Here is a 19,527-nt window from a genome sequence, read left to right on the forward strand (position 1 = left end):
CCGAGCGGACGGGGTCACCAGCCGCCGTTGAGGAAGGCCAGCAGGGCCGGCGCCGGATCCGCCGCGGTGGTGGCGTTCGCCACCGCGATGACGACCAGCGGCAGCGCCACCGCGGCCGGGCCGACCGCCCACCACCGGCGGCCACCGCCGCGCCGCCAGAGGTGACGGCTCAGCCCGGCGAGCGCCACGGCCACCACGGCGGCGATCACGACCATCGCCACGTGGTAACGGGCGAAGTCGGTGATCATCGCCTCGACGGCGGGCGCGGGCGGGGCGCCGGAGGTCAGGGATCCCGCCAGGTCGTCACGGACCGGCTCCAGCGGCGCCGACGGCGATCCACCGTCGACCAGCATCGGCAGCAGCGACGCGAACGGCGCCACCATGCCCTGCACGTTGGCCATCACCAGCGCCACCGCGAACAGCGCCGGGACGGCCGCCAGCGCGGCGAGCAACGGCCGCCGAGCGGCCCGCACCACGATCGCTGCCAGCACGACCACGAGCAACCCGGCGGTGACCGCCTTGACCAGGTGATATCGCAGCCAGTAGTCGACGAGGCCGGTCAGCGCCGGCGGAAACTCCGGCGCACCGGACTGCCAGTACTCGGCGACGGCCTGCCGGACGGCCGCCGCCAGAGCCGGCTCCGAGGCGAAACCCGTGCCGGGCGGGTACGCCACGAGCAGGGTCGGCGCCATCACGAAGGCCGTGACCAGCACGAACGTCAGCGCCGGAAGTAGCCACGGCGCGAGGTCACGCGGGTGTCCGATTCTCCACTGGAGGGACGGTACACCGCGGCCGCGACCTCACGGGCCGTCCCGCCACGACGACGCCGCGCATGATCACCAAGCCCTGGGAGAGCCCGCCCGGCGGGCACGTCATGATAGGGGGGTGACGACGTGGAGCGGCGCGCTGTGGACCTGAACGAGGCGCGGGAACTCGCGGACAATCTGATGACCCGGCACGGGCTCGCCGACTGGACCTTGACCTTCGACGATGCCAAGACACGCGCCGGGATCTGCCGCCTGGCGGACCGGGAGATCGGGCTCTCCCGGCCGTTGATCCGGCTGTATTCGCCAGAACAGGTGACCGAGACGGTGCTGCACGAGATCGCGCACGCCCTGGCCGGTGCGGGCCACGGCCACGACCGGGTGTGGCGGGCGATCGCCGTGCGGATCGGCTGCTCCGGCACCCGGTGCGTGCCGGAGGACGTGCCGCGGGTCGAGGGCGTCTGGGAGGGCGTCTGCCCGGCCGGCCACCGGACGACGGTGCATCGCCGCCCGGTCCGGGTGCGGTCGTGCTCACGCTGCTCACCGGTGTTCGACCGGTCGGCGCTGTTCTCCTGGACCCGTAACGGGGCGGCGGCGCCGATGCACCCACGGTATGCGCAGGAGCTGGCCCGGCTCAGCTCCGGCCCGCCCGCCGTCGCGCCGGTGGTGGAGCTGCCGGTGGGCGCCCGGGTCCGGTTGACCGGCCGGGGAAAATACGGTGGGCTCGCCGGCACCATCGTGAAGCGGGGCCGGTCGCGATACCAGGTGCAGACGAAGGCGGGCCTGCTGAACGTCCCGTTCCCGCTGGCCGAGCCCGCCTGACCGGCGACGACGGACCGGTCATCCCAGCCAACTGCGGTCCAGATCCTCGGCGTACGCGCTGATCGCCCGCCGGTACTGCCGGATGTCCTCGGCCCCCGTGGTGTCGGCGAGCAGCCGCAGCAGGTCGGCGACGGCCTCCCGTGCGTCGCCGGTGTTGTACCGCAGCATGGCCCGGAACACCCGCAACGGCCGGTCGCCGGGGAACCTCGCCAGCCCCTGCGCGAACACCTCGGCCGCCTCCGTGTCGCGGCCGAGGGCCCGCAGGGTGCTGCCCAGCCCCAGCACCGCGTCGCGTAGGTCGGCGTCCGGCAGGCCCCCGCGATCGCCGCGCGGTAGTGCGGGACGGCCTCCTGCTCCAGGTCGAGCACATCGTGCACCCACGCCGTCTGGTAGGCGACGATCGCGTCGTCCGGAAACTCGGCCCTCAGGGCGAGCAGCAGCTCGCGGGCCTCGGCCGCGCGGCCGTCCGTGCGCAGTCCGACCGCGCGGGCCAGCCGTCCGTCGTAAGGATCCGTCGTCACCGGGAGATGGTGTCATGCCGGCGGTCACGGCAGCGGCGCCTCGGCCGGGGTCATGGCGGCATCGATGGTGTCGAGGATCTGGTCCACCTGCGGGCGCAGCAGCTGCCATTCGCGGCCGGCGGCCAGCGCCTCGTTCTCCGCGTCGACGGCCACGGCCAGATCGCGCAGCAGCACCGCCATCTCCCGAGCGCGGGCCTGCCGGGCCCCGTCGATGTTCTGTGCGCCGAGGGCACCCCAGCGCGCCGACAGGCCGGTCAGGTCGTCCCGGACCGGCGGCCAGGCCAGGCCACGTCGTTCGGCCTCCCGCATCGCCAGGACGCTGAGCAGCCGGGAGTCGGTGATGGTCCGGGTCTCGGCCGACAGCGAGCCGGCCTCGGCGTCCCAGGTGGACGTGCGCTTGGAGCGGGCGATCAGGACGGCCGCGGCGAGTCCGCCGAAGAGCAGGAAGAGCAGGAACCAGCCGAGGAACCCACCGGAGTCGTCCTCGTCGGCGACCGTGACGACGGCCGCCGACGACTGCGTGGGCTCGGGCGCCGTCGTGGTGGTGGTGGCCACCGGCACCTTGGTCACCGTGACCTCGACGGTCCGGGTGTCGACCGGCTCGGGCTTCTCGGTCGTCTTCGTCGGCTCCGGGTCCTTGGTCCTGGTCGGCTCCGGCTCCTCGGCCTTCTCGGTCGTCTTGGTCGGCTTCGGCTCCTCCGGTTTCTCGGTGGTCCGGGTCGGCTCCGGTTTCTCCGGCTTCTCGGTGGTCCGGGTCGGCTCGGGCTTCTCGGTACGGGCCGGAACGGTCCGGTCGACTGTCGCCTCCGCCGAGGGGCGTGTCGACGGCAGCGACCCGACGTCGCCCTCCCCGGTGCACGCCACTAACCCCACCAGGCAGAACACCACACCGACCGGCAGCAGTCGTCTCATCGCCCTCTCCCACTCTCGCTGGTAGGCCTCAGCGTCCGGCCATCTCCCCCGGCCGGGCATCCCTCGCCCCGGATGAGCCGGGCGGGGCGGATTCACCCGCGCGGGATGACGTCGGCGCCGAGCCGCCGACCGACGCTTGGCCGGTCCGGTGACACAGGCGTGTACGGCAGGGGGAACCGCCGCATGCAGAGCCGACTCCGACTGGCGGGCCACGGTGTGCAGCCGTTGCTGCTGATGTTCCCGCTGGGCTTCTTCTGGATGGCGTTCGTCTTCGATCTGGCGACCCTGCTGGGCGCACCCGCGCTGGTCGGCACGCTGGCGTACTGGAATCTGGTGGCCGGCCTGTTCGGTGGTGTCCTGGCCACGGCGGTCGTGGGATTCGACGCGTTCACCGCCACCGAGGCGGCCGGCGCGCGGATCGGGTTCCTCAGCCTGCTGCTCGACGTCGGCGTGCTGATCGTCTTCGCGGTGCTCACGCTGATGCGGGTCCGCGGCGCGGATCGCGTCGCGGACCCGGGGCTGCTGCTGCTCGAAGGCGCCGGGCTGGTGGTGGCCGCGTTCGGCGCCTGGTTCGGCGGCCGGTTCGCCGACCCCCGCGCCCCGATCGCCGAACCGGCCGTCACGACCCGCTCCGCGGGCCTGCCGCTGAGCGAATAGGACCGCCGTCAAGCAGGTGAGACCCGCGACGGGCCGGACGTTGAGCAAAAGGACGTTGAGCAGACAGACCGGACGTCAGCCGCGATCGACGGCCGGCTCGGGCTGGCGCAGGCCGGCGATCGAGGCGGCGATCAGGCAGATCCCGCCGAACACCAGGGTGGTCGCCCCGACCAGGACGAAACCGGCGAGGCCCAGGCCCGGCCAGATCAGCAGCGCCAGCGCGCCCAGCACGGCGAACAGCCCGACGACGATCCGCCAGCCGCCGCCCGCCGACCGCCGCCCCAGGGACAGGAAGATCTCGCCGATCCCGTCGAACAGCCAGCCGATCGCGACGATCAGCAGCATCAGGCTCAGCGACCTGGTGACGTCGGCCAGGCAGACGATGCCGGCGCCGGCGACGAGCAGGCCGAGCAGGATCCCCGCGACCCGGTGCAGGGCCGGCAGCCCGTCGGCGACGAACATCTGCAGGATGCGGATACCGCCGGCGATCAGCAGGTTGAGGCCGAAGAGGAACGCCACCACCCGCAGGGTGGCCTGCGGCCAGGCGAACGCCAGGATGCCGACGCCGACGGCGAGCACCCCGGCGGCCAGGCGCAACCAGGTCCAGGTACGTGACATCGGGCTCACCGGGCCTCTCGGCCGTGCACGGCCAGCGCGTAGATCACCAGCACGTCGACCGCGATGACGACGGCGCACCAGAACGGATAGGCGGGCAGGAAGAGCAGGTTGCCGAGGGCGCTCATCCCGGCGATGCCGATGCCGACGACCCGCGCCCACATCTGCCCGAGGAACACCCCGATGCCGGCCGCCATCGCGAGCAGGCCGAGCGTCGCGTGGAACACGCCCCAGACGGTGTAGTCGAAGTCGACCACCAGCCCGGCGGTGGTGGTGATGTAGTACTCGTCCCGGATGATCGCCACGATGCCCTCGATCAGCTGGAAGCTGCCGAGAAGCATCATGATCACGCCACTGAAGATCACCATGCCGAGCCACTGGCCCGGCTTCGCGGTTTCCGTCGTCATTCCGGCTCTCCTGAGGTGGGGTTTTCGGCTGCGGCCCGCCAGGCCCGCGGCCGCCAGTTCTCCACCACCTTGGCCACTGCCGTGACCAGGAACAGCTGGCCGAGCAGGGCCTCCAGCACGGCGATGCTCTGGGCCGGGTTCGTGGCCGGGACCATGTCGCCGTATCCGGTGGTGGTCATCGTGACGAAACTGAAGAACAGCGCCTCGGACATCTCCGGGTCGCCGTCCGCGCCGAACAGCGGGCCCGTCTGGAGCACGGCGACGCACTCGTAGCCGAACCCGAACGCCATGCCGATCAGCAGGTACGCGGCGAGCGCGCCGAGCATCGTCTGCACGTCCACGCCGCCGTGCCGGCCCAGATCCCGGACGATCGCGAACGGGGCCAGCAGGTAGAGCGCGCTCGCGGCCAGGAACGTGAACCCGACCAGCGGCGAATCGTGGACCAGGAGGTCCACCCCGGCCGCGACCAGGGCCAGTACGAACACTCCGGCGGCGGCCAGGCGCATCCCGATCCGGGCCCCGGAGACCCGTAGCGCCTGCCACACCGTCAGCGTCTGCACGAACAGCAGCAGCGCGACCATCGGTCGGCTGTCGGCGAGCAGCGCCAGCACGTACGTCCCGATGATCATGAAGAGGACCAGGCCGTACCCGCCGCGCAACCGTTCAGAACGCACCCGGGTCCTCCGGGGCCGGCAGCCGGCGCACCTCGATCAGCCGCAGGCCGAGGCCGTGGATCCGGGAGATGAGGCCCACCACGGCCGACTGGTCGGGCAGCGAGCCGTGCAACACGGTCTCCGGCGGCTCCACGCTGACCGTGAGGTCTCGCAGCTCCACGAGCAGCTCGTCCGGGATCGCCCCGGAGACCCGTACCTGATATGTCGCCTCGGGCATGACTCGTCCCTCCCTGTCGTTGCGGTCAGTTGACGCCCGCGCCCGCCGACGGCACGTCATCCCGGAGGGATGACGGACTCCGCGCCGCGCACCCGCGCGTGGAACAGGCCCAGGCGGAACAGCCGTTCCAGCCGCCGGACCGTGAACGGGTGGGACATCGGCAGCTGGGCCAGGCCCACCCAGAAGCCGCGCAGTGCCTGCCCCTGCCGGACCAGCTGCTCCACGTCGGTGGTCTGCTCGGTGTGCCGGCCGGAGGCGAGCAGCACCAGGCCGGTCGCGCCGCGCGGGGACAGATGGGCGCCGTGCCGGTCGCACGAGTACTCCCGCAGCCGGGACAGGGCCGGGCCGAGTAGCGGGATCCGCTCGGAGTAGCAGACCGACAGCTGGTACCACAGCGAGACGTGGTGCAGGCGGATGTGCCCCAGCTCGTGACCGAGGATGAAGCGCAGTCCGTCCCGGTTGTTCTCCCGCAGGTTCACGAACAGCTCGTTGGCCAGGACCACGTAGTCGTGGCCGGTGGCCTGGGCGGCGAACGCGTTCAGGGTGCCGTTGCCGTTGGCCAGGAACAGGTTCGGGCGGCGCCGCAGGCCCAGCTTGTGGGCGTAGTCGTCCATCGTGCGGTAGATGTCGCCGTACTGCTTCGGCGACAGCTCCACGGCGGTGCCTCGAATCGACGCCCGCTGCATCTCGCGAGCCACCACCAGGCCCGGCACCAGCAGCAGCAACCCGACGAAGGCGGACCGGACAGCGGTCGCCCAGCCGGTGTTCTCCAGTCGTTCCGGCAGGTAGGGCAGGGTGGCCGCGGCCTGGAGGATGAACACGACGATGAGCACGTTGAGGATCACCATGAACGCGTAGAACGGCAGCTCGGCCGGATGCCGCAGCCGCGTCGGCCTGGAATGCGTGGACACGACGGATCTCCTGTCTCCCGGTTTGCCGTGACCCTCCGCCGGGCGGCTGCGCCGCGCCTCATCCCACCGGAGTGAGGACGGGCACCGCCGGCCCGGCGAGGCTCACGGGCAAAACCGTTCAGCTGTACGCCAGGAGGTGCACCGCCATGCCCGAGGCATCCGTCGTGACCCCCGGCCGGGCATGGCTGGCCCGGTCGTCGTTCGTCGCCGCCATCGCCGCCGTAACCCTGGTCCTGGCCGTCGCCGGCCTGCGCGGCGGCATCGGGCTGCTGCTCACCGCGGCGCTCGCGGGCGCCGCCGGGCTCGCCGGGGCGTGGTGGTTCCTCACCCACCGGGGGCTGTGGCGCGGGCTGGCCGGAACCGTCGTCGTGCTGGCCCCGATCGTCGTGGCGGTCGTCTACATGCGGCACCGGCTGCTCTGGGTGGTCCTCGCGTTCGCGCTGCTCTGGGCGGTCGCGGTGGCGGCCGGGCGGCGGGCGCTGACCGAACCCGGCAGCGGGCCGGCGGAGATCGTGACGACGGCTCCGCTCCGGCCGTACCTCATCATGAATCCCCGCTCGGGGGGCGGAAAGGTCGAGCGCTTTCGCCTCGCTGAGCGGGCCCGCGCCCTCGGCGCGCAGGTCTTCCTGCTCGACGGGCCGGCCGTGGACGTCGCCGCGGTCGCCCGGCAGGCGGTCCGCGACGGCGCCGACCTGCTCGGGGTGGCCGGCGGCGACGGCACGCAGGCCTTGGTCGCCGGGGTCGCCGCCGAGCACGGGGTGCCGTTCCTGGTGATCTCCGCCGGCACCCGCAACCACTTCGCCCTCGATCTCGGCCTGGACCGGGAAGACCCGTCGACCTGCCTCGACGCGCTCACCGACGGTGTCGAGGTACGCGTCGACCTGGGTCTGATCGGCGACCGGACGTTCGTGAACAACGCGTCGTTCGGGGCGTACGCGGTGGTGGTGCAGAGTCCCGCCTACCGCGACGACAAGGTCGGCACCACTCTGGAGATGCTGCCGGACGCGCTGACCGGAGCGAGCGGCCCGCATCTGCGGCTCACCGTCGACGGGGTCACCGTCACCGGGTCGCAGGCCGTGCTGGTCAGCAACAATCCCTACGCGACCGGGGACATCGCCGGGCTCGGTGAGCGTCCGCGCCTCGATCGGGGGGTGCTGGGCGTGCTGGCGGTGACCGTGCGCGGCGCCGCCGACGCCGCCCGCCTGGTCAGCGGACGGGGGCGGGCCCGGGCGCTGACCGTCCGCGCCGCCACCGAGGCGATCGTCGACGCCGACACACCGTCCGTGCCGGTCGGGATCGACGGCGAGGCGGTGCTGCTGCCGACACCGGTGCGCTGCGTCATCCGGCCCGGCGTGCTGCGGGTGCGGGTGCCGCGGCAACGCCCGGGAACCCGGCCGGCGTCGCCCGAGATGGACTGGACACGACTGCGGCGGCTGGCACTCGCCAGCCGCCGCCGTTAGCCGATCACCGCCGGCGTACCACCCGGCGGGTCACGCGCCGTGCGGTGCGCCGGCCGGTCCGCCGGGCCACTCTCCTCGAACCGAACATGACCTACTCCTCTTCCTCACGCGGCCGCAGCCGTCTCCAGGTCGTGCAACTCCTTGGCCTCCTCGGCCGCCAGCAACCCGATCCCGACCAGGTCCAGCGGGCTGATGAAGCCGTCGGCCAGGCGGAACCCACCGGCCCGGGCGATCGCGTCCCGCAGCGGCACCGCCCAGTGATGCTCGATCAGCAGCAGCGCCGCGGCGGTACCCGCCGGGATGTCGGACAGCACGTCCCAGGCCTGTGGGTCGTCGAAGACCGCGACACCGTCCTCGGCCACCGCCGCGCCCAGCTGCGCCCCGGCCGCCGCGCCCGTCTCGCCCTCGATGCCGAGGCCGATCAGCGCGCCGACCTTGCTGCCGAGCTCGACGGCCTCCTCGGTGGACAGGTTGCTCAGATGCTCCGCCTCCAGCCCGCCGTTCGCGTCCTTGAAGACGGCGAGCGCGTCGATCACCCGGACCGTGTCGCTCTGCCGAAGGCGCTCCAGCTCGGCGATCACCTCGCCATGGAAGTTCGGATGCGGGAAACCCAGCACGATCAGCTGGACGGGACCGATGGACATCTTCCACTCCTCAGATCTGCGTCACCGACGACGTCGATCCTCGGCCCGGCCGGTGGGCCACCGCCTCATCCGGTACGGGTGAGGGCCGGACGGACGCGGACGGGGACCCTCACCTCATGAGACGACTACTCCCGTACACCGCGGGGCTCCTCCTGCTCACCGGATGCTCCGGGGAGCCGGCCACCGTGCAGGCCGCCGTCTGCGAGAGCTACCAGGCCGTACAGAACACCGTCGAGCACATCCGGCAGACGAACGTCTCGGAGAACGGGCTGTCCGCGCTCCGGCCGTACCTGCGGCAGCTGATCGAGCAGCTCCAGCAGTTCGTGACCGACGCGCAGGCCCAGTTCGGGCCGCAGACGGACGTGCTGCGGGCCGCCGTCGACCGCCTGTCCGCCAGCGTCGACACCGCACGCACCGACCCCAGCCTCACCAACCTGTCGGTCGTCCGCGGTGACGTGGCCGGCGTACGCACCGGGGCACAGAACCTGCGCGCCACCATCCAGGCGACCTGCTGACCACGTGGTGAAGGAGGCCGCCGTGCGTGTCGAGACAAGCCGGGCGACCGGTTGGGTCGCCTGGGTGCTGTTCGCCGGCGTGATGCTCGTGCTGCTCGGCACGGTGCACCTCTACGCCGGCTCGATCGGCCTGATCCGGCCGGAGATCCTCGCCGGCACCCGTTCCGACCTGCTCCTTCCGGTGTCGCTGACCGCTCTGGGCTGGTTCCATGTGGCCATCGGCACGATCGCGATCGTCACCGGGGTCGGCCTGTTCCGCGGGCTGCTGTGGGCCCGGTTCACGGCGATCCTGCTCGCGGGCGTGTCGGCGCTGGTGAACTTCACGTTCGCCGCCGCCCACCCGGTCTGGTCGGCCGTGGCCGTCACGCTCGCCGCGATCGTCGTGTGGGCGGCCGCCGCCCACGGTGACGAGGTGGCCGACGCCCAGGGGACGTGAGCCGGGCGCCCCGGTGATCGGGCGGCTCGACGACCTGCAGCGACGGCGGGGCCCACTCGGGTTCGGGTACGCGGTGATCTGCAAATACCTGGACGACGACGGGCCCGCGAGGCCGCGCTGATCACCTACTACGGATTCCTCAGTCTCTTCCCGACCCTGCTGCTCGGGGTCGCGGCCGTGTCACAGGCGCTGGCCCGCCGGCCGGAACTACGGCGGGACCTGATCGCCGCGATCGTGCCGCCGACACTCCAGCCCGGCATCGAGGCGTCCATGGCGACCCTGTCCGCGTCGTACACCGCCCTGATCGTGGGGGTCGCCGGCCTGATCCTCTCGGGGACCGGGGTGGTGCTCAGCGCGTACGACACCCTCAATCACGTCGCCGCCGTGCCCATCCGTCGGCGGGCCGGCATCGTCTCCCGCTATCTGCGGGCGCTGGCCGCCCTGGCGGCCGTCATCGCCGGCGCCGTCGGCATCGGCGGCCTCACCGTCGTCGCGCCCGCCCCCGTGGCCGTCCCCGCAACGTGGGCGGTGGCCGGCCTGGTCCTGCTGGCGGTCGCCCGCATACTGCTGACCCGCCCGGCACCGCTGCGGTCACTGTGGCCGGCCGCGGCGATCGGCGCCCTCGGCGTGACCGGGCTGCTCACACTCGGCGCCGCCGTCCTGCCCGAGCTCGTCCGCCGGGCCGGGCGCGTCTACGGCGGGTTCGCCACCGTCGCCGGCTTCTTCACACTGCTCTACCTGCTCAGCAACATCCTGGTGCTGGCGGCCGAGATCGCCGCCGTCCGGCACGCCCGGCTGTGGCCGCGGGCGCTCGACCCGTCCCGCCCGACCGAGGCGGACGCCCGGGCCATGAGTCTGCTGGCCCGCGAACAGGAGCGTCTGCCCGCCGCCGAGATCACCTACACTCTCCGCCCGCCCGGCTCCTGAGGGCTCTGGTGTGGTTCCACGATGACGGCCGGAATCGCCGGAATCAGGCGGGGCGGGTGCGGGGCAGGAACCAGGCGGCGGTGAGGCCGATCAGCCCGGCGGCGGCCACCGCGAGCATCGCCCACACGTACGCGCGGCCGGGCTCCGCACTGGAGACGCCGGCCACCAGGATGGTCCCGGCCAGGGCGGCGCCCAGCGAGGATCCCAGGTTGGAGACGCTGCGGGACAGCCCGGAGATCTCGCCCTGCAGGTCCTCGCCGAAGCTGGACTGGACCACGTTGACCGACGGCGTGAGCATGCCACCCAGGCCGAGGCCGATGATGAACAGACCCGGGACGAGCGACCAGATGCTGTCGGCGCCGCCACCGAGGGCCAGAAGCAGGGCGATGCCCGCGACGGTGACGGCGAACCCGGCGAGGATCAGGGTGCGCTGGGCACGGCGGCGGGCCATCCGCTCGGCGAACAGTGACGACAGCAGCACCCCGACGGTGGTGGCGGTGAAGACGGCGCCGGTCTCGATGGCGTTGTAGCCCTTGACCACCTGCAGATAGGTGGACACGACGAAGGACGTGCCCATCACCATGAGCCACTGCATGTTCTGGGTGATCAGGCCCAGGTTGGACGCCCGGTTACGGAACAGGCTGGTCGGCAGCAGCGGTTCGCGGCCGGCCCGCTCCCTGGCCCGGACCGAGAGGAAGAACCAGGTGAGCACCAGGACGCCCGCGATCACCAGGCCCACGGTGAGCCGCGGGTCGTCGTCGGCGGCCAGGATGCCCAGGACGATCAGGACGAGACCGGCGGCGGACAGCACGGCACCGCCGACGTCGAACGGCCGGCTGTGGTCGGCGGGCAGCGGGTCGTGGACGGCGCGCCGGGCGAGCAGCACGATCAGCACGACGATGAGGGCCTGCACGACGAAGGCGGCGCGCCAGCTCACGGCGTACGCGATGAAGCCGCCCAGCAGTGGGCCGGCGACCGCGCCGATGCCGCCCATCGCGCTGATCGCACCGAAGGCGCGCGCCCGGGAGCCGATGTCGCGGAACAGCAGGGTGGTGAGGATGTAGACGGGCGGGATGAGCAGCGCCGTACCCACCCCCTCGAGGATCGAGTAGCCGACGACGAGGACGGCGAGGTTGGGGGCGACGGCGCTGAGCAGCGCGCCGCCGCCGAAGAGCAGCAGGCCGAGCTGGAGGCACCGCTTGCGGCCGAGGCTGTCGGTGAGCTTGCCACCCGGGATCATCAACGCCGCCATCACCAGCAGGAACAGGGTGATGGCCAGTTGCACGCCCTGAACCGACGTGTTCAGATCGGCGCTGATGTCGGTGATCATCACGTTCATGTTGGAGCCGGCGAAGCTGCAGATGAACTGGGCCAGCGCGAAGGCGATCAGCGCCCGGCGCAGCCCGACCGGGAAACGCCCGGTCCTGGTCCGTTCCACCATCGGTTGTCTCCTACCGGAAGCCTATGAGAAGGGGCGGTGGTCGCGGCTCCAGCGGGGGCCGATCTCGCTCCACGCCCGCTGCCAGGCCCGCGCCCGGTAGCGGTCGAGCAGAGCCGTCCCGATGCGCCGGAGCCCGTTCGCGGCGGCGGCCACGGTGCCGACGACCACGATCGCGACGAGGGTGGCCTTGCCGACGGGGTTCCGGTCGCCGGGCTCGGAGCGCAGGTCGCCGGCCCTGTTGACCCAGATGCGTACCTCGTCGCCGGGCTGCCTGACGGGGGCGACGGTGATCTGGCCGGTCCGCCGGACACCGTTGGGCGCGGTCCAGGTGGCGTGCGCCGCGTACGGGCTGGCCCGCAGTTGCGCCGCGGTGCCCTCGAGACGGGCGGTCACCTCGTGCAGGTTGTGCCGTTCCCACGAGATCGCCCGCTGGTCGGCGTCGTGGCTGGCGCCCGCCGCCCACCAGGCCAGCACCGGCGCGCCGAGCAGGAAGATCGAGAAGAGGCTGACCAGCATCACCGTCTCGAGCCGGTCCGAGCCACGCCACAGTGGGTTCTTTCTGCGGACGAACATGCTCCGAAGGATCGTGCGCGGCGCACCGGAGCGGTTCATCCCCGCCGGATGAGGGAGACGCGCACCGGCTCGGCGAAGCTCGACTCCGGCTCTGGGAGGTGGGCATGCCGATCTGGCTCCGGCTGCGGCACGAGACCGAGGAGGCCACGGCCTCCGGTATCTACGGACTGATCGTCGGCGCGGCGGTGCTCGTGGCGTCGCACGCGGCGACGGCATGGCGGACGACGATCGCGGTTCTGGCCACGTTGACGATCTACTGGGTGGCCGAGCGGTACGCCCGGATCGTCGCCGAACGCATCCACGAGGGCCATCGTCCGACGTGGCACACGGTGCGGCACCAGCTGGCGAGCGGCTGGGAGATGGTGACGGCGAGTGTCCTGCCGCTGCTGGTGCTGCTGGCGGCCCGCCTGGCGGGAGCCACGCAGGAGACGGCCGGGATCGCGTCGCTGTCGTGCACGACCGGCCTGCTGTGCATGGCCGGCTGGTGGATCGGCGCGGACGGCCGCCTGCATCCCCTGGAACGGCTGGTCTCCACCGTCACGGCCGGCGCGTTCGGCGCGGCCCTCATCGTGCTGAAGACGCTGCTGCACTGACCCGGCCGGCCCGCCAGCCGTCCGGGCCGAGCACCCGCTCACGGACCTCGACGTGGCCGTCCCGGACGCTGATCAGGCTCCACGAGCAGCCGGTGCCGCGCAGACGCCGGCTGGTCGCGGTCCCGGCGACGACGAAGGCCGTGCCGCCGCGGAAGCGCACGTCCGGCACGTGGGTGTGCCCGGCCAGCACCAGGTCGACGCGCGCGTCGCGGACGGCGTCGAGCAGTCGGCCGCGGCCGATCAGCGCGGCCGACCCGGTGGCCAGCGGCGGATGGTGCAGCGCCAGCACCCGGATGTCGCCGGCGGGTGCGGAGCCGAGAACGCGGACCACGTCACCGGCCTGCCGGACGCTGACGCGCCCGTTCTTCCACCGCCAGCGCGGCATGGAGTTCAACCCCAGGGCGGTCACCGGTCCGGCGCGGCGGACCGGCTGCGGGTCCGCGTCGATCCAGGAGTGCCAGCGATGGTACGGCCGAACGACGCGCCGCCACGACGCAAGAGGCAGGTCGTGGTTGCCGACGACGGCCAGAACGGGCCCGGGCAGGCGCCCGAGCAGGTCCCGTGCCTGCCGGAACTCCACCGGTCGGGCCCGCATGGTGAGGTCCCCGGTGACGACGACGAGGTCCGGCCGGGCCGCCGTCACGTCCGCCACGACGCTGTCCACCGCGTACCGGTAGTGGGCGCCGAGGTGCAGGTCGGACAGGTGCGCGACGACGGCCGGCCGGTTCATGGAGGCGCCGGCCCGGCCCGGCGGCGTCCGGGCCGGGCCGGCGTGGCGAGCGGCGCTGCACCGCTCGCCGGTGGGGTGGTCGCACTCACCGGGGCGGGTGCAGGTCGTGCGGGCCGCCATAGTCGCCGCCCGGTGTCACGACCGTTCCTGCCTTGCCGGCGAGGATCGCGGCGGCGTCCTCCAGAGCGCCGATCGCTGCCAGATCGCCGGTTAGCTCGACGAAACGGCAGACCGCCTCCACCTTCGGCCCCATCGATCCGGCCGGGAACCGTTCACGGCGCAGCTCGGCGGGGGTGGATCTGGTGATCGGCTGCGGGTCCGGCCCGCCGAACCCGCGTATCACCGCGGACACGTCGGTGAGCAGCAGCAGCGCGTCGGCGTCGAGCGACTCGGCGAGCACCGCGGTGGCCAGGTCCTTGTCGACGACGGCTTCGACTCCGGCGAGCCGGCCGTTGTCGTCGCGGATGACCGGGATCCCGCCGCCGCCGGCGCAGACCACGATCGAGCCGCCGTCCAGCAGCTGACGGATGATGCGGGTCTCGACGACCCGCTGCGGTTGCGGCGACGGGACGACCCGGCGCCAGGCCGCACCGTCCCGGGCCACCTGCCAGCCGCGTTCGGCGGCGAAGCGGCGGGCGGTCGGCTCGTCGTAGACGGCGCCGACGAACTTCGACGGCGCACCGAACGCCGGGTCGGCCGCCGAGACCAGCGTCTGGTCCAGGATCGCGGCGACCTGACGGCCGGGCAGCGCGTTCTGCAGGGCCTGGAGCAGCCAGTATCCGATCATGCCCTGGGTCTGCGCGCCGAGGACGTCGAACGGGTACGGGACGGCCAGTGCCGGGTCGGCCGCGCTCTGCAGGGCGAGCATCCCCACCTGGGGCCCGTTGCCGTGGGTGACGACCACCTCGTGCTCGGCGGCGAGCGGGGCCAGGGCGGCGACCGCGCGCAGGGCGTTGGCCCGCTGGATCGCGGCGTCGGGTCGCTGCCCGCGTTCGAGCAGGGCGTTGCCGCCGATGGCGATGACGAGGCGCATCAGGACCCCAGGGTGGCGACCATGATCGCCTTGATCGTGTGCATCCGGTTCTCGGCCTGGTCGAAGACGATCGAGTACGGCGACTCGAACACCTCGTCGGTGATCTCCAGAGAGGCCAGTCCCGTGTGCTCGTAGATCTCCTGGCCGACCTTGGTGTTGCGGTCGTGGAAGGCCGGCAGGCAGTGCATGACCTTCACCGCCGGGTTCCCGGTGGCCCGGACCGCGCCCATGTTCACCTGGTACGGCTGGAGCAGCCGGATCCGCTCGTCCCAGGCCGCCTTGGGCTCGCCCATGGACAGCCACACGTCGGTGTAGAGGAAGTCGGCGCCGCGGACGCCCTCGGCCACGTCCTCGGTGTGGGTGATCCGGGCGCCGGTGGTCTCGGCGATGCTCTGCGCCGCCTTGATCACCTCGTCCGGGTTCCATCGGGACTGCGGCGCCACCATCCGTACGTCCATGCCCATCATCGCCCCGCCGATCAGCAGCGAGTTGGCCACGTTGTTGTGCGCGTCGCCGAGGTACGCGAACGCGACCTCGTTGTCGTGTTTGACCGTGTGCTCGCGCATGGTGAGGATGTCGCAGAGGGTCTGGGTGGGGTGCCACTCGTCGCTGAGCCCGTTCCACACCGGCACGCCCGAGTAGCGGGCGAGCGTGTCCACGTTCTCCTGGCCGAAACCGCGGTACTCCAGGGCGTCGTAGAAGCGGCCGAGCACCCGCGCGGTGTCCTTGACCGACTCCTTGTGGCCGAGTTGGGTGCTGCCCGGGTCGAGGAAGGTGACGTGCGCGCCCTGGTCGTGGGCGGCGACCTCGAAGGCGCAGCGGGTCCGGGTCGACGTCTTCTCGAAGATCACCGCGATGTTCTTGCCGGCGATGCGCGGGACCTCCGTTCCGGCGTACTTGGCGGTCTTGAGCTCGGCGGCGAGTCGGAGCAGGAACTTCCACTCCTGCGGGGTGAAGTCGAGTTCCTTGAGGAAGTGGCGGTTACGCAGGTTGAACGACATCTCGTATACCTCCGGACGAGGGGCGATGGACGCGGGGGGGCGATGGACGCGGGGGGGCGATGGACGCGGGGCGAGGGGCGAGGGGCGAGGGGGATGGGCGATCAGGCGTCGCGCTCGATCGGGCAGGTCATGCACCGGGGGCCGCCCCGGCCCCGGCCGAGCTCGCCGCCGGCGATGGTGATCACTTCGACGCCCTGCCGTCGCAGGTAGGTGTTGGTGGTGACGTTGCGCTCGTAGCCGACGATCACCCCCGGCTCCACGGCCAGGAAGTTGTTGCCGTCGTCCCACTGCTCCCGCTGGGCGGCGCGGATGTCCTCGTTGGTCTCCAGCACCTGCACCTTGTCCACGCCCAGGGTCTCGGCGATGGTGGCGAACAGGTCGTCGTTGCGGACCACGCGGAGCCCGTCGGCGTCGCTGTCGGGCAGCACGGTCCACGACCGCAGCGACTCCTGCAGGTACGGGTACAGCACGAAGGTGTCCCGGTCGATCATCGTCATGACCGTGTCCAGGTGCATCATGGCGTGCGAGTGCGGCAGCTCGATGGCGATCACCTTGGTCGCCGCCCCGGCGGTGAACAGGCTGCGGGCCAGGTTCTCCACACCCATCGCGGTGGACCGCTCCCCCAGCCCGATCATCACCGCCCCGTTGCCCAGGACGTGGATGTCGCCGCCCTCCAGGGTCGCCGGCTGGTGCGGCTCGTCGTCACCGCCGTACCAGACGGTGAAGTCGGTGAGGTTGAACATCGGGTGGAACCGGTAGATGGCCGCGCTGTGCACCGACTCGCGCAGCCGGGCCGGCATCGCCATCGGGTTGATGCTGACGCCGCCGTAGATCCACGCCGAGTTGTCCCGCTGGAACAGGTGGTTGGGCAGCGGGGTCAGCACGAAGTCGTCGGCGTTCATCAGCTCCCAGCGCAGGCTGTTGACGGTGAACCCGGCGAGCTCGTTCTTGAGCACGCCACCGATCAGGTAATCGGCGAGCCGCTCGCTCTCGGCCTGCTCGGCGAGAAGGCGCAGCGGCCCGGCCAGGGTGGGGCCGACGGTGTCGTCGGTGACGATGCGGTCCAGCACCCAGTTGCGGGCGGCCGGGACGTCCAGCACGTCGGCGAGCAGCTGGGCGAAGTAGTGCACCCTGACCCCACGCTCGCGCAGCACCTCGGCGAAGGCGTCGTGCTCCTCACGTGCCCGCCGCGCCCACAGGATGTCGTCGAAGAGCAGGTCACGGACGTTGTCGGGGGTGAGCCGGCTGAGCTCGACCCCGGGGCGGTGCAGGATCACCTGACGGAGCCGACCGGTCTCCGAGTCGACGTGAAAGCTCATGGAGCACTCCTTCTGCGCATGGACGCGTACACGGGTATGCCGATCAGGCCGGCGGCCCCGGCCATCAGGAACGGGCCCCAGACGACGAACCAGTCGTCGCCGGAGTTGCGCGAATACCAGATGAAGAGAATCGAGAAGACCAGCGCGAGCACGGCGACGATCAGATCGGCCACACCACCCTCGCGGCGCCACTTGAGCTTGGCCAGCGCCGAGAAGGCGTACGGGATCGCGGCCGTGATGCCGCTCATCAGCACCAGCGTGTTGAAGACCGTGGCGCCGCTGGCCCCGGCGTAGCTGATCACCATGGCGACGGTGGCGAGCACGCTGGAGGCGACGATGCCGGCGGCCGGCACCCCGCGTTTCGAGATGCGGCCGAACAGTGCCGGGAACAGCCCGTCGCGGGCCGCGGCGAGCGGCATCTCGGCGCAGATCATGGTCCAGCCGTTGAGGGCGCCGAAGCCGGAGACGATGACGGCGAGCGCCACCAGGTCACCGGCCCATTCGCCGCCGGCCATCATGTTCGCGGCCACCGAGTAGGACGCCTTGTTGGCGTCCTCGGCGAGCGCCGACGTCGGCACGATCCCGAAGATGGCGACCATCGACAGCAGGTAGACGACGGCGGCGCCGAGCGTGCCGATCACGGTCGCCCGCGGCACGTTGCGGCTCGGGTCGCGGACCTTGGCGGCGGCGACCGCGGCGCACTCGACACCGAGGTAGCTGAACAGGCAGATGGCCATGGCGCTGCCGATCGCCGTGAGGTCGGACTCGCCGCTGACGTTGGCGGGCCTGAAGTTGGCGGTGCTGATGAAGAACAACCCGACCGTGGACATGATCACCAGCGGGATGAACTTCACGATCGTGGTCCAGAACTGGACGACGCCCATGTTCTTCACGCCGGTCAGGTTGACCAGGGCGGGCAGCCAGATGCCGAACAGCGCGATGACGATCGACCAGATCGTCACACCGTCCTTGTTCACGAAATGCTCGACGTAGTAGACCCAGCCGGTCACGATGGCCGCGTTGCCGGCCCACGCGGTGATCCAGTAGGACCAGGCATTGGCGAACCCGACCCCGTCACCGAACGCGGCGCGGGCGTAGGCGTACGGGCCGCCGTCGGCCGGCATCCGCTTCGACAGCGACGCGAACATCACGGCGAGGGCGAGCGCGCCGACCGTGGTCAGCACCATCGCCACGATGCTGATCGGCCCGATCGAGGCGAGCGAGTAGGGCAGATTGAAGATCCCGACGCCGATGATGGTGCCGAGGATCAGCGCGGTGGCCTGCGGCAGGCCGAGAGTGCGGGTCTCGGTCGCCTTGAGGTCGGTCATGGCCGCAGCCTCTCCGAAGAGGATCCCGGCGCGAATCACTCCGGCCGGATGAACGGGGGTGTCAGGGCGCGGCCGGCTCGAACCGGCCGAGCTCGTCGATGCCCTTCTGGATCACGCCGTAGCTCGACTCGGGCACCGGCTGCCACGCGCCGGCCAGCTCGCCGAGCGGCTCGGACACGATCAGCCGGGTCTCGTCGGACAGCCCGCGCAGCGTGGCCTGCCCGGGGTAGAGCTGCCGCAGCGCCGAGATCTCCGTGCTGTAGAAGAGCGAGCGGCTGCGCCCCTCGCTCGAGTAGCGGAAACACCAGGTCCGGTCACCGTCGGTGGCGGCCACGGTCATCTGGAGCGGATCGGGTACGCCGTACGCGCGGCCCACCGACTCGACCAGTCCGGCCATCCGTTCCACGGCGGCCACCGGCCGGTCGCGCAGCCCGTACGTGAGGGCCAGGTGGAACATCACCTCGGAGTCGGTGGACCCGGCCATCGACGGGTAGAGATCGGGGTCGACGGCCAGCACGAGGTCACGTTTGAGCCGGTGGAACTCGCGGATCGACCCGTTGTGCACCCAGAGCCACTCGCCGTACCGGAAGGGATGGCAGTTGGTCTGTTGCACCGCGGTCCCGGTGCTGGCCCGGATGTGGGCGAGGAACAGCGGCGACACCGTGGACCGGGCGATCTCGCGCAGGTTGGCGTCGTTCCAGGCCGGGCCGGTCCCGCGGTAGAGGGCCGGCTCACCGCCCCCGTCGCCGGTGTACCAGCCGACGCCGAAGCCGTCGCCGTTGGTGGTCTCCACCCCGAGCCGGGCGTGCAGACTCTGGTCGATCAGGGAGTATCGGGGCCGGTAGAGCAGTTCTTCGAGCCGGATCGGGGACCCGGAGTAGGCAATCCAGCGGCACATGGCGTCATGGTGGTCGCCGTGCGGCCGGCGGGGGCTCACCCCCGGCGGATGAGGCCGTCCGGTGGGCGGGCCGCCGAGCATGACGGGATGAGAGTGCTGGCCGCCCTGCCGGGCCGGGTGCGGGAGAGG

At 71.9% G+C, this 19,527-nt stretch carries 24 protein-coding genes; 7 read left to right on the forward strand and 17 right to left on the reverse strand.

Translation table 11 applies throughout. From position 1 onward, the window contains the following. Positions 1–14 precede the first annotated feature (14 nt). On the reverse strand, positions 15–713 hold the full coding sequence (locus ACQPZW_RS27310) for a hypothetical protein (protein WP_433788878.1): 699 nt from the start codon (positions 711–713) through the stop codon (positions 15–17). Between the two features lie 180 nt (positions 714–893). Between ACQPZW_RS27310 and ACQPZW_RS27315 the strand changes: the two genes are divergently transcribed. After that, positions 894–1,586: a SprT-like domain-containing protein gene (locus ACQPZW_RS27315; protein ID WP_433788879.1), complete on the forward strand. Its 693-nt coding sequence runs from the start codon at positions 894–896 to the stop codon at positions 1,584–1,586. A gap of 18 nt (positions 1,587–1,604) precedes the next feature. Here the strand turns inward: ACQPZW_RS27315 and ACQPZW_RS27320 are convergent, their stop codons facing one another. Together ACQPZW_RS27320 and ACQPZW_RS27325 are read right to left on the reverse strand one after the other, a co-directional pair. Then, positions 1,605–1,871, reverse strand: coding sequence for a tetratricopeptide repeat protein (locus ACQPZW_RS27320; protein ID WP_433788880.1), 267 nt, complete (start codon positions 1,869–1,871; stop codon positions 1,605–1,607). Positions 1,872–2,131: 260 nt separating this feature from the next. Beyond that, entirely contained in the window at positions 2,132–2,971 is an 840-nt protein-coding gene (locus ACQPZW_RS27325; protein WP_433788881.1) for a hypothetical protein, read from the reverse strand. A 231-nt stretch (positions 2,972–3,202) separates the two neighbouring features. On the opposite strand from ACQPZW_RS27325, the gene ACQPZW_RS27330 reads away from it, so the two are divergent. Further along, positions 3,203–3,676, forward strand: a complete 474-nt coding sequence (locus ACQPZW_RS27330) for a DUF2231 domain-containing protein (protein ID WP_433788882.1) — start codon at positions 3,203–3,205, stop codon at positions 3,674–3,676. A gap of 75 nt (positions 3,677–3,751) precedes the next feature. Here ACQPZW_RS27330 and ACQPZW_RS27335 read toward each other — a convergent pair whose 3' ends face one another. Genes ACQPZW_RS27335 through ACQPZW_RS27355 form a run of 5 tightly spaced genes read right to left on the reverse strand, consistent with a single transcriptional unit; the run spans position 3,752 to position 6,500 of the window. Further along, entirely contained in the window at positions 3,752–4,294 is a 543-nt protein-coding gene (locus ACQPZW_RS27335; protein WP_433788883.1) for an HdeD family acid-resistance protein, read from the reverse strand. A gap of 5 nt (positions 4,295–4,299) precedes the next feature. After that, a complete protein-coding gene (locus tag ACQPZW_RS27340; RefSeq protein WP_433788884.1) occupies positions 4,300–4,698 on the reverse strand; it encodes a DUF7144 family membrane protein in 399 nt (132 codons plus the stop codon). Continuing rightward, a complete protein-coding gene (locus tag ACQPZW_RS27345) occupies positions 4,695–5,372 on the reverse strand; it encodes a potassium channel family protein (RefSeq protein ID WP_433788885.1) in 678 nt (225 codons plus the stop codon). Before ACQPZW_RS27345 ends, ACQPZW_RS27340 begins: the two co-directional genes overlap by 4 nt. Next, on the reverse strand, positions 5,362–5,589 hold the full coding sequence (locus tag ACQPZW_RS27350; protein ID WP_433788886.1) for a hypothetical protein: 228 nt from the start codon (positions 5,587–5,589) through the stop codon (positions 5,362–5,364). The genes ACQPZW_RS27345 and ACQPZW_RS27350 overlap by 11 nt, the downstream gene beginning before the upstream one ends. Positions 5,590–5,645: 56 nt before the next feature. Then, a complete protein-coding gene (locus ACQPZW_RS27355) occupies positions 5,646–6,500 on the reverse strand; it encodes a M48 family metallopeptidase (protein ID WP_433788887.1) in 855 nt (284 codons plus the stop codon). A gap of 146 nt (positions 6,501–6,646) precedes the next feature. On the opposite strand from ACQPZW_RS27355, the gene ACQPZW_RS27360 reads away from it, so the two are divergent. Further along, entirely contained in the window at positions 6,647–7,960 is a 1,314-nt protein-coding gene (locus ACQPZW_RS27360; RefSeq protein ID WP_433788888.1) for a diacylglycerol/lipid kinase family protein, read from the forward strand. A 104-nt stretch (positions 7,961–8,064) separates the two neighbouring features. Here ACQPZW_RS27360 and ACQPZW_RS27365 read toward each other — a convergent pair whose 3' ends face one another. Then, complete coding sequence (locus tag ACQPZW_RS27365; RefSeq protein ID WP_433788889.1) at positions 8,065–8,604, reverse strand: hypothetical protein; 540 nt, start codon at positions 8,602–8,604, stop codon at positions 8,065–8,067. A 116-nt stretch (positions 8,605–8,720) separates the two neighbouring features. Here ACQPZW_RS27365 and ACQPZW_RS27370 point away from each other — a divergent pair, with 116 nt between their 5' ends. The 3 genes from ACQPZW_RS27370 to ACQPZW_RS27380 all read left to right on the forward strand — a co-directional run bounded on the left by ACQPZW_RS27370 (position 8,721) and on the right by ACQPZW_RS27380 (position 10,482). Beyond that, positions 8,721–9,119: a hypothetical protein gene (locus tag ACQPZW_RS27370; protein ID WP_433788890.1), complete on the forward strand. Its 399-nt coding sequence runs from the start codon at positions 8,721–8,723 to the stop codon at positions 9,117–9,119. Positions 9,120–9,141: 22 nt separating this feature from the next. Further along, on the forward strand, positions 9,142–9,555 hold the full coding sequence (locus ACQPZW_RS27375) for a DUF7144 family membrane protein (protein WP_433788891.1): 414 nt from the start codon (positions 9,142–9,144) through the stop codon (positions 9,553–9,555). A gap of 159 nt (positions 9,556–9,714) precedes the next feature. After that, entirely contained in the window at positions 9,715–10,482 is a 768-nt protein-coding gene (locus tag ACQPZW_RS27380; protein WP_433797633.1) for a YhjD/YihY/BrkB family envelope integrity protein, read from the forward strand. Positions 10,483–10,525: 43 nt separating this feature from the next. Here ACQPZW_RS27380 and ACQPZW_RS27385 read toward each other — a convergent pair whose 3' ends face one another. Continuing rightward, on the reverse strand, positions 10,526–11,923 hold the full coding sequence (locus ACQPZW_RS27385; protein ID WP_433788892.1) for an MFS transporter: 1,398 nt from the start codon (positions 11,921–11,923) through the stop codon (positions 10,526–10,528). A gap of 21 nt (positions 11,924–11,944) precedes the next feature. Next, positions 11,945–12,496 carry an Rv1733c family protein gene (locus ACQPZW_RS27390; RefSeq protein WP_433788893.1) on the reverse strand — a complete coding sequence of 184 codons (552 nt, stop codon included), beginning with the start codon at positions 12,494–12,496 and terminating at the stop codon, positions 11,945–11,947. A 104-nt stretch (positions 12,497–12,600) separates the two neighbouring features. Here ACQPZW_RS27390 and ACQPZW_RS27395 point away from each other — a divergent pair, with 104 nt between their 5' ends. Then, positions 12,601–13,089: a hypothetical protein gene (locus ACQPZW_RS27395; protein WP_433788894.1), complete on the forward strand. Its 489-nt coding sequence runs from the start codon at positions 12,601–12,603 to the stop codon at positions 13,087–13,089. On the opposite strand, the gene ACQPZW_RS27400 is transcribed toward ACQPZW_RS27395, so the two are convergent. The 6 genes from ACQPZW_RS27400 to ACQPZW_RS27425 form a co-directional block, all read right to left on the reverse strand. Beyond that, on the reverse strand, positions 13,061–13,939 hold the full coding sequence (locus ACQPZW_RS27400) for a metallophosphoesterase family protein (protein ID WP_433788895.1): 879 nt from the start codon (positions 13,937–13,939) through the stop codon (positions 13,061–13,063). The two genes, ACQPZW_RS27395 and ACQPZW_RS27400, sit on opposite strands and share 29 nt — an antisense overlap. After that, positions 13,905–14,852 (reverse strand): carbamate kinase, encoded by a 948-nt coding sequence (locus ACQPZW_RS27405; protein ID WP_433788896.1) that lies wholly within the window; start codon positions 14,850–14,852, stop codon positions 13,905–13,907. The genes ACQPZW_RS27400 and ACQPZW_RS27405 overlap by 35 nt, the downstream gene beginning before the upstream one ends. Beyond that, the gene (gene argF / locus ACQPZW_RS27410; RefSeq protein WP_433788897.1) at positions 14,852–15,853 is read right to left on the reverse strand and encodes an ornithine carbamoyltransferase; all 1,002 of its coding nucleotides are present in this window, start codon (positions 15,851–15,853) and stop codon (positions 14,852–14,854) included. Before argF ends, ACQPZW_RS27405 begins: the two co-directional genes overlap by 1 nt. 101 nt (positions 15,854–15,954) lie before the next feature. Continuing rightward, positions 15,955–17,172: an arginine deiminase gene (locus ACQPZW_RS27415; RefSeq protein ID WP_433788898.1), complete on the reverse strand. Its 1,218-nt coding sequence runs from the start codon at positions 17,170–17,172 to the stop codon at positions 15,955–15,957. Beyond that, complete coding sequence (locus ACQPZW_RS27420; protein ID WP_433788899.1) at positions 17,169–18,500, reverse strand: amino acid permease; 1,332 nt, start codon at positions 18,498–18,500, stop codon at positions 17,169–17,171. Before ACQPZW_RS27420 ends, ACQPZW_RS27415 begins: the two co-directional genes overlap by 4 nt. Before the next feature lie 61 nt (positions 18,501–18,561). Next, positions 18,562–19,398, reverse strand: a complete 837-nt coding sequence (locus ACQPZW_RS27425) for a class II glutamine amidotransferase (protein WP_433788900.1) — start codon at positions 19,396–19,398, stop codon at positions 18,562–18,564. Positions 19,399–19,527 lie beyond the last annotated feature (129 nt).

It is taken from the genome of Actinoplanes sp. CA-252034, from assembly GCF_050956125.1.
In the GTDB taxonomy this organism is placed as follows: Bacteria; Actinomycetota; Actinomycetes; order Mycobacteriales; family Micromonosporaceae; genus Actinoplanes.